The sequence below is a fragment of the uncultured Fibrobacter sp. genome (genome assembly GCF_937877005.1).
Lineage (GTDB): Bacteria > Fibrobacterota > Fibrobacteria > Fibrobacterales > Fibrobacteraceae > Fibrobacter.
In genome coordinates this window covers 1-9,356 of record NZ_CALEFV010000241.1, presented here as the reverse complement: position 1 = coordinate 9,356, position 9,356 = coordinate 1, and the positions used below count along the sequence as shown (strand labels likewise).

The following is a 9,356-nucleotide window of genomic DNA, read 5'->3' as shown; positions in this document are numbered from 1 at the left end:
ATTTCCCGTTATAAAGATTTTCAACTTCACTCAGGCGAGCGGCGATATCCTTATTTTCAGGTTCCTTCTGAGCTAAATCCCTATAGATTTCAAGAGCCTTTCCATAGAGACCCTGATCAAAATAGATTTCGGCCAATGTACGCGTATTTAGGCTTTCATCCAGCTTCGTCGCGCCACGATCAAGCGGTGCGTCCGGATTGTCAATAAGACCTGCAGATATTTCGTCATCGGAATCGCCGGACATTAGGAAATCGACTCCCGAATTGGAGGGTTTATCCTCTTCGGCAAGGGAATCGTCATCCATGTCGAAAAGGCCCTTGAATGCGCCGGAAACTTCGGTTTCGAGAGAATCAAGATCAGCACTTTCTTCTGTCACCGGCTTTTCCTCTGCCACCGCATTTTCGACGGTGTCTGTTGCAGCAGGCGTTTCGGGAAGAGTCAAGTCGTCATCTTCGCCAAATAGACTGTCAAAAGACTTATCAAGATCCTTTTCGATATCTTCCTTTACAAGATCTTCGTTTTCTTCAATTGCAGCGCCCGTCGCTTCCTGATCATTTACCGCAGTGCTTTCAGATGTATTTGCAGTAGGAAGATCAAGGTCATCGTCGTCGTCACCGAACATTGAAGCAAATGCGCCACCCATCTCCTTGGCTATATCGGACTGTTCCGCCTTTGCTTCAGGAAGTTCCAATTCCGTCTCGGCAAGATCCATCTGTTCTGCAAGGCTAGTCTTTTCACCCGCAGTCTCGACTTCCGCCGGTTTGTCTTCGGCAGCATTTTCGGCCGGGAGCTCGTCATCTCCAAATAGGGAATCGAAAGCGTTATCCACCGTAGATGCGACAGAATCCGTTTCGTCCAAACTAACAGATTCTTTTTCTGCAGGGAGTTCCAAGTCCTTTTCGACAGGCTCAGACAATTCTTCCATTGCAGGTTCTGCCAAAGATTCAGCCGGCTTTTCCTCAGGAAGTTCGTCATCACCGAAAATAGAATCAAAGGCGCTGTCTACGCTCTTCGGAGCATCAAATTCTGCAGAAGTTTCCTCAACGGCCGCCGGTTTCTCTTCGACAGATTCTTCGATGGAGGGCATCTCAAGAGCCTCATCGTTCTCAGCAACAGACAAGCCCTCTTCAACTTCGGCCTGAGGTTCCTCACTAACGGAGGAAGACTTCTTTACAGGATCCGGACTCCATTCACCGGAGAAACTAATTTCTTCATCTGCAGACTTTTCGAACAGGCCACCATTTTCAGCAGGCAATTCATCTTCACCGAAAATGGAGTCAAACGCCTTGTCTACACTCTGGGGTTTGTCCTCTTCCGCAGACTTCTCAAAGACATCGGTCTTTTCCTCGGGAAGCTCGTCTTCGCCAAAGATGGAATCAAAGGCGTTATCCACGCTTTGCGGTTTGTCCTCTTCAGCAGGCTTCTCGACATTTTCGGACTTTTCCTCGGGCAATTCGTCTATGCCGAAAATGGAATCAAAAGCGTTATCGACACTCTGAGGCTTGTCCTCTTCCGCAGACTTTTCAAAGACATCGGTCTTTTCCTCGGGAAGTTCGTCTTCGCCAAAGATGGAATCAAAGGCATTATCCACGCTTTGCGGTTTGTCCTCGACAGGGACCTCATCTATAGGAGCCTTATCTACAGGAGTTTCGTCAACAGGAGTAGGCTCTTCAGCCATTTCGTCGATGCTTGCCGGAATACTCGTTTCGGAGAATATCGATTTCTTTGCGGGAACCGCCGCTTCCGGTTCAAGGTCATCATCGGCACCGAACATATCCGCAATAGCGGAATTTACATCACTACTCGAAATATTATCGTCGGATCCGAAATCTTCTATTGAAACATCCGTCTCAGCGGACGGTGTATCGATATTTTCCATGACCGAAGCGAGCGATGCAGAAAGATCGTCAATAGCAGATTCGTCAGCAACATCCCCATTGGGAATCATCGCTGCTAAAGAGGCAAACGGATCGTCACTGTCCCCCTCAACTGCAGGAAGCTCGAAGGACTCCGAAGCATCTCCCGTTTCAGCGGCAGCTGCTTCCACCGGCTGTTCCGGCGACGATTCCGTCGTAGTCGTCTGGTCCATGTTGAATTCATCGTCGACAGGCATGGTAAACTCGTCCGCAGCGGCAAGTCCAGCAGCGGCAGCAGCCGATTCAATGACAACATCGTATTCATCTTTCCAGAAAGTATTCAGCGGATCCATATCGTGAACACGGCGATAGCACCGGTTGCGTTCACCCTCGTTTCCGAGCTTATCATAGGCATCCCCCATGATTCTCTGGGCAGCAAGGTTAAACGGATCAACCAACAGAATGTGCTCGCATTCCTGGATGCAAGTTTCGAAACTTTCTTTACGGAGCAATATCTTCGCACGGACGAGCATGGCGGCAACATCGCTGGGATACAGCGTCAAGCCACCATCGACCCTCTGGAGGGCAGAATCCAAATCTCCCGCGGCACATTCCAAATCCGCCAGCCAGGCAAAAGCCCTAGAACTGGAATTCTTCTTGCCGATCGTCTTTCTGAGTGATTCTAACGTCACCGCCATAAGCACCTCTTAGAGCAAAATTGCTTCGTCAGATAAAAGGACAGGTATACCCTCGCGAACCGGATACACTCTCGAGCCATCTTCGGTAACGAGAGCTTCCGTCAAGGGATCGGAAATTTTTTCGCCAGCAGCGTTCTTCAGCGTACCTGCCGAAATAGACTGGTTTAGACCCGAAACGCATTCGTCCGAAGCCAACTTCAATTTACCCCTTGTTTCGGGGCAGCAAAGAATATCTAAAAGAGTAATATCGAACATAAAACCTTTTACATCATAAACTTACACAAAAAATAACATCATTTTGACGAAAAAGATACGCCCAATGATGGGAAATACCGTCTTAGTGCAAGTATTTGAGGTTTACAAGGGCAAAATCACCCTCTTTTCCGCTTCCAATCAGCAAATATACCCGTAAACCAAGGCGATCGAGCGTTTGGATATCGAAAGGTTCACGATATCCCGACAAGTTGGAAACTACCAAAAGTTCTCGGCAGCCAGTACGATTGCAGATGGATTCCATCGAATTGATATTTCCAAGCAGATGCTGACGGTTTTCTGCAGAAATCCTTTCCGGTTCGCCAGAAACACAGCCAAGGATTTCTATTCCTGGAATCACGTTGTAACGGTCAAACCAATACTGAAGCGAGTCTTCGGCCCCCCCCAGAAGAATAGAGCGGTGACGCTTCTTCGCAAAAATGCGATAAAAATAATTTGTCCAAAAAGCAATGCGACGCCAAGCCAACAGCATCAACGGAATAAAGAGTGACGACGAAATAACAAAAGACACCCAATACAGGCAATACTTCAAGTCAATAAGCTGTACAGTAACTGAAGGAATCTGAATAAAACAGCGAAGCGAAACGACTCCTCCGACAATTACGAAATTCAATGGAATCAGATAGCGCAAGAACCTTTCACCCTTAAGACTTGATACAGTATATTCCCCGCGGAATATTAGGAAAGCGATGTTCATGACCGCGACAAGCCCCACAATCCACACATCGTTAAACTGCGTAAAATCACAAAGGGACACGTTCAAGCGAGAAAGAAAATCATCGGCAATCAAGGATCCCTTGTTCAAGAAGAGGAACGCCCAGAGCACAACGACGGCGACATCCAGGAAGATTTTCCAGAAACGAGGAATGAGTCTCGAAAACATGCCGACAAACGCAGCAAACACAATTCCGGAGGACATGAGGAATGTCGGAAGCCAATACTGATCCTTATGCTTTTTTACATAAAGGATCATCGCTTTGTAAAAGTCCACATAGGACCCCCAGCGGCGAGTGCGGCAGCTCTGTCCCTTGAAATGCAGAATGTTTGTAGTCGGAGTATAGTAGTTCTTGCAACCAGCTGACTTCGCCCTGAAACACAGATCCAGATCTTCACCATACATGAAGAAGTCCTCGTCGAAACCGCCAAGCTGTTCATACAGATCGCGACGAATACAGAAAAACGAACCACTGATGGCATCCACTTCAGTCACCTGGTCCGGATCAGCATAGGTCATGTTGTAGCTTGCCAAAAGTTTGCTTTTCGGGAACATGGAGGCAAGTCCGACAGTCTTCGAAATGGCCGAGAGCGGGTTGGGAAAAGAACGACGGCATGCCCACTGAATAGAGCCATCCTCGTTCAAGATACGACAGCCGACCGTACCCGCATCGGGGTGTTCCGTCGCAAAGTCCAAGACCTTAGTGAACGAATCCCTTGATACAATCGTATCCGGGTTAATAAAAAACAGGTACGGCTTGGTAGCCTGCTTTTCCGCCAAATTGCAACCCTTTCCAAATCCCAGGTTTTCCTTGGAATCGATCCAGAGAACTTCCGGAAAGAAATTCTTGATCTCCGGAAGAATGGGTTCGGAAGATCCATTATCCAACACAATAATCTGGGCATCTACATTCTCGCATGCATCCCGAATGGACTTCAGACACGCAGGAATAAAGTCACAGGAATTGTAAGCAATAATGATGATGGAGCAAGAATACATAGACAAATGCGGGATGTGAAATGTGAGGTGTGGAATGTGAAGTGAGGAATGAAATAATTACACATTCCACATTACACATTTTTTTATCATGCAAGTCCTAGGCGGAGTTTAAGGACCAAGAAGAAAGCTTCGGAAATGATGCCGCCACTCATCTTGGATGTACCGCGAGTGCGATCCGTGAACACGATGGGAATTTCCTTGACACGGAGCCCCTTCTTCCAAATCTTGAAAGTCGTCTCGATCTGGAAACAATATCCGTCACTTTTCATTTTGTCCAGATTCAAAGCCTGCAGAGCCTCGCGACGGAAGCATTTGAAGCCACCCGTCGCATCGCTTATCGGAAGACGCGTCACGATACGGGTATACACGTTGGCTCCATAACTCAAGATAAGACGACGTAAATCCCAGTTCACGACGCTGATGCGGTGATTCTGGTAACGGCTGCCGAGCACTAGATCTGCATCTTCGGCCGTTTCAAGGAAGCGATTCAGATCCGTCGGAGCATGACTAAAATCGGCATCCATTTCAAAGACGCGTTCATAGTCCCTTTCAAGGGCCCACTTGAAACCCATCACATAGGCAGAACCGAGCCCCATCTTGCCCGCTCGACGAATCAAATGAATACGGGCATTTTTTCTGGATTCCTCTTCGACCATGTCTCCCGTACCATCCGGAGAACCATCGTCAACGACCAGAATTTCAATGCATTCGTTCTGCTTTAGAATCGCATCCATGATGAGCAGGATATTTTCCTTCTCGTTATAGGTAGGTACGATTACCAGACTCTTAGGATAAGCCATACAACCTCCAGTTCCAAATCAATCTACCTGATCACGGATGTTCTCCGCAACGGGATAAGACTGGTTCTTGTTGCCGTTCATCATTTCGCCAAGAAGCCCTAGCGAGAAAAACTGCACTCCCATCACAAGCGAGAAACCACCTGCCAACAAGAGAGGACGCACATGGAGTGCACCCGTTTCAAGCCACTCGTAACCGAAATAGCCTGTCACACCGAAACCAAGCAACATGAAAATCAAACCGAGAAGGCCGAAAAAATGAAGAGGCTTCGCCGAAAAACTGCGCAGGAACATCAACGAAAGCAAATCGAGAAAACCGGACACTAGGCGAGATACGCCGTACTTGGAAACGCCATGAATGCGAGCCCTATGCGAGACAGGCATTTCGGTAATTCGGAAGCCCTGCCATTTGGCCATCACGGGAATAAAACGGTGAAAATCGCCGTAAAGATGAATGAAACGCACCACGGAACTACGATATGCCTTGATACCGCAGTTGAAATCGTGAAGACGCTGACCACAGACAATCGAGACCGTCAAGTTGAAAAGCTTCGAAGGCCATGTCTTGTGCCAGGGATCCAAACGGCGAATCTTCCAGCCCGAAACCAGGTCGTAACCGTCTTCTAGAATTTTAATCATCTTCGGAATTTCAAGCGGATCATCCTGCAGATCGCCATCGAGAGTTGCTCCGTCCCTACCGCGAGCCTTGGAAAAACCGAACGCGAGGCCAGCCGCCTTGCCGCAGTTGAACTGGAATCGATAAGCACGGACAAAAGCATATTCCCCGGAAAGCGTTTCAATGACTTTCCAGCTATTGTCACGGCTACCATCATCAATGATGATTACTTCGTAGGAAAATCCAGTCGGTTCAATCGCAGCGACTATTTCCTTGAGCAGTTCCGGAAGATTTTCGCTTTCTTCCTTGACTGGAATGACAAGACTCAAATCCATGAAGATCCTCGCTTATCCCAAATTCACTTTGCGGCCACGACCGCAGGTTCCTTAGCTGAATCAGCCTTCACGGAATCGGATGCCGCGGAATCCACTTCCGGCACGGGTTCTTCGACCTTGAGAGGTTCTTCGGACATCGATTCAATCTGGCGACCGCTCATGAGCAAACGGGCACGCCCCCCCTCTTCGTAAGCGGGAACATTTTCGAGACCACGATTAAGAACATCCTGAGCCTTGGCCTTCTGGCCTGCAGCTTCATAGACAAAAGCCTCTGCCCAGTAGTTACGCCACTCTTCAGGGAATTGCTTAATACCGAGTTCCAGATATTTGGCTGCAGCGGCAGCAAGGCTATCAACCTTAGCCTTCTTTTCTGCCGTGAACGGATGTTCGTTCCTCAGCTTCGAAATCTGATCGCGAACATCGAAGGAAATCGGCGGGTAAAGCGAAACATAGCCCGAAAGCAGACGTTCCGTTTCCGAATTAATGTACGCAGTACCGTCACCGAGACCACGGAACTTATAAACGGAATCAATCAAGTTTGCCGTATAAGCGGCATCGAAGGCGTTACGCTTCGGGTTCAAATCGCCCTTCACCAGGTTATAGACCATACCTTCCTGAACCATGTACTTTTCAAGACCCATGAAATTCGAGGTTCCGACCGTCGTCGAAATTTCAATCGGCTTGTCCATATTCTGGAGAGCAAGGTCAATCACCAGTTTGTGCTGCGTGAGCATCATGCTGCTACGGGTACGGGCTGCCCATTCGGTAAAGGCGTCCCACACCTGGTAATGCACCTTGAACTGCATGAGTTTGGCGGAATCAGCGGCAGAAAGCTGCTGGCCTTCCATGGCATCGATACGGTTCTTGAGCTGCGGCATCAGACGCTGGGCATTCTTGACCCAAGTAGACACCTGATGGTTCGGATTAGAAGCGGAACTATTGTCGAGCACCATATCACGATCGATGGCAGCCTTGTCATAGCTGAGCTTAAGAATCGGTTCGTTGTCGAGCATCTGCTTGATGTACCAGTCGGTATTGCCGAGTGAAAGGTTTACCACTCGAACATCCTTACGGACTCCCGCCACCTCCTGCGCAAACCACAGAGGGAAGGTGTCGTTATCTCCATTCGTAAAGAGGATAGCATTCGGACGGCAGCTATTGAGCAGGTTGTAAGCGTAATCCCAGGGGACCCAGAGACCAGAACGGTCATGTTCCTTGTAGTTCGAAATGCACGGCACCAAAAACGACACCAGAATCAGGATCGCAGCCACCGGATTTGCCAGGAATGCAAAAGAGGATGTCGCACAAAGAAACACGAGAATGCCTGCTCCGATACCGTAAATCATGCTCATGAAAATGAAGGCCGGAGTATAGAAGTAGTCACGTTCGCGAACTTCAAGATGGACTGCATCCGGAAACGGAGCGCGCGCTCCAACCTGGGCAAAGCCATTCTCGATCTTCTGCCAATTCTGCCAAATGGCGGAATTGGTGTAGCCGTCGAGTTCGCGTTGCAGTTCGGCAAGTTTCGCATCGTTTGCACCACGGGCACGGAGCGTTTCCATACGAATCTTGGTGTATTCGATATTCTGGCGCATGTCGATAAGATCGTTCGGATCGGGAAGCGCAGAAATGCCGATACCACGGGTATTCAAGTCCTGGACATTGCGGCTCATCACCGACACCCAATAATCATGTTCACGCTGTTCCATGCGGGTGCCATCGGCAAAGTTGATATAGAACAGCAAACCAAGCGAGCAAAGTGCATAAAGCACAGATACAAAGACACCCATATTGCGGTTGCGCTTCCAGACGAAGACGCAGACCATCACCAACAGGCCGTTAAAGAGCAAGAACATCAGGAACTGGGGGAAGGTCGCATCGCCCATGAAGCTCATCTGCGTCGGGAACTTGATTCCCAAACGTTCCACCGGCTGATTGTCGGCCGCATCGAAAGTGTAGACGCCATTTGCATAGTTCACGTCACCCACCTTGTACGGCAAGTACTGAGCCATCTGATATCCACCGTAACCCATATGCGGGAACGAGAGGAACTGGTGACTAATGCGAGAACGACGGTAGAATGCACGGCTAATCATGCTTTCGGAGCCGTACTGTTTACGTTCAATGAAGTTATTGAAGGCGACCCAGTTTTCGTCCTTGAAAAGGTTACCAAGTTGCAGGTTACCTTGTTCATCACGTATATTAATTTCAGGATCGTTTTCATCGATAATCGGGTTCAGTTCCGAACGGATCGGAATGTAGAGGTGCGTACTGTAGCCGATCAGGGCGAAAAACGCAAAAGCCAGGGACAGGCGCATGCTGCGCTGCACGCCCCTGGACTTGAAGGGTTTCGCAAGGCAAAGGATCGAAAGAGCAATCAGGCAGACAAAGGATATTTCGATAAAGGCGGACACCATGTAGATGACGGAGCAAAGGAGCGTTCCCGTGATCCAGATAGGAATGCGTTCCACAATCTTCTTGGGTTCGGCCACGAGCAAAAGCGCAAACACGGCGGGAACCGTAAGCATGGTGTAAAGGTGGGCGCCCACGCCGAGGAAGGCGATATAGCAAATGAAAATCAAAATACGGTCGCTGTATTCTTCGTTACGCTTGTTGTACCAAACGAGACCGAGGTAAGACACAAGCATCAAGATGAGCATGGCGATGCCGTAAACTTCGGCTTCGACCGCGTTGAACCAGAAGGTATCGGAGAACGTGAGAAGGAAACCGGCCACAAGTGCAGAAGTTCCAAGGACAATGTTGCGAACCCTGGCCGAAATCTTTTCGGCGAGAACATCCGTCTTGAGCACCGTCGCAAGAAGTTCCCAGGCAAACAGTGCCGTCACGTAGACGGTCGCAGCCGAACTCACCACCGAGATGTAATTCACGCGCTTCGCGATTTCTTCGACAAACGGGAGCAGCACGATTACCGCACGGGCGAAGAACACGAAGAAAGGCGTTCCAGGAGGATGCGGTATGCCCAAGGTATTCGCACAGGCGACAAATTCGCCACAGTCCCAGAAGGAAACCGTCGGAGCCATCGTCATGACATACACAACCAACGCCA

At 49.1% G+C, this 9,356-nt stretch carries 6 protein-coding genes; all 6 read right to left on the bottom strand.

Annotation, left to right across the window (positions count from 1 at the left end):
- A partial coding sequence (locus tag Q0628_RS10540; RefSeq protein WP_298770834.1) for a hypothetical protein occupies nt 1-2,554 on the bottom strand: 2,554 nt, incomplete at its 3' end.
- Nucleotides 2,555-2,563: 9 nt separating this feature from the next.
- The gene (locus tag Q0628_RS10535; RefSeq protein WP_298770831.1) at nt 2,564-2,809 is read right to left on the bottom strand and encodes a Trm112 family protein; all 246 of its coding nucleotides are present in this window, start codon (nt 2,807-2,809) and stop codon (nt 2,564-2,566) included.
- 82 nt (nt 2,810-2,891) lie between these two features.
- A complete protein-coding gene (locus Q0628_RS10530) occupies nt 2,892-4,541 on the bottom strand; it encodes a glycosyltransferase (RefSeq protein ID WP_298770836.1) in 1,650 nt (549 codons plus the stop codon).
- A gap of 86 nt (nt 4,542-4,627) precedes the next feature.
- Complete coding sequence (locus tag Q0628_RS10525) at nt 4,628-5,341, bottom strand: polyprenol monophosphomannose synthase (RefSeq protein ID WP_298770829.1); 714 nt, start codon at nt 5,339-5,341, stop codon at nt 4,628-4,630.
- Nucleotides 5,342-5,359: 18 nt separating this feature from the next.
- On the bottom strand, nt 5,360-6,289 hold the full coding sequence (locus tag Q0628_RS10520) for a glycosyltransferase family 2 protein (RefSeq protein ID WP_298770827.1): 930 nt from the start codon (nt 6,287-6,289) through the stop codon (nt 5,360-5,362).
- 23 nt (nt 6,290-6,312) lie between these two features.
- On the bottom strand, nt 6,313-9,356 hold a 3,044-nt coding region (locus Q0628_RS10515; protein ID WP_298770825.1), incomplete at its 5' end, for a DUF2723 domain-containing protein.

Coding starts and splice junctions, on each gene's coding strand:
- Q0628_RS10535 (WP_298770831.1), bottom strand. CDS start 2,809: ATGTTCGATATTACTCTTTTAGATATTCTTTGCTGCCCCGAAACAAGG.
- Q0628_RS10530 (WP_298770836.1), bottom strand. CDS start 4,541: ATGTATTCTTGCTCCATCATCATTATTGCTTACAATTCCTGTGACTTT.
- Q0628_RS10525 (WP_298770829.1), bottom strand. CDS start 5,341: ATGGCTTATCCTAAGAGTCTGGTAATCGTACCTACCTATAACGAGAAG.
- Q0628_RS10520 (WP_298770827.1), bottom strand. CDS start 6,289: ATGGATTTGAGTCTTGTCATTCCAGTCAAGGAAGAAAGCGAAAATCTT.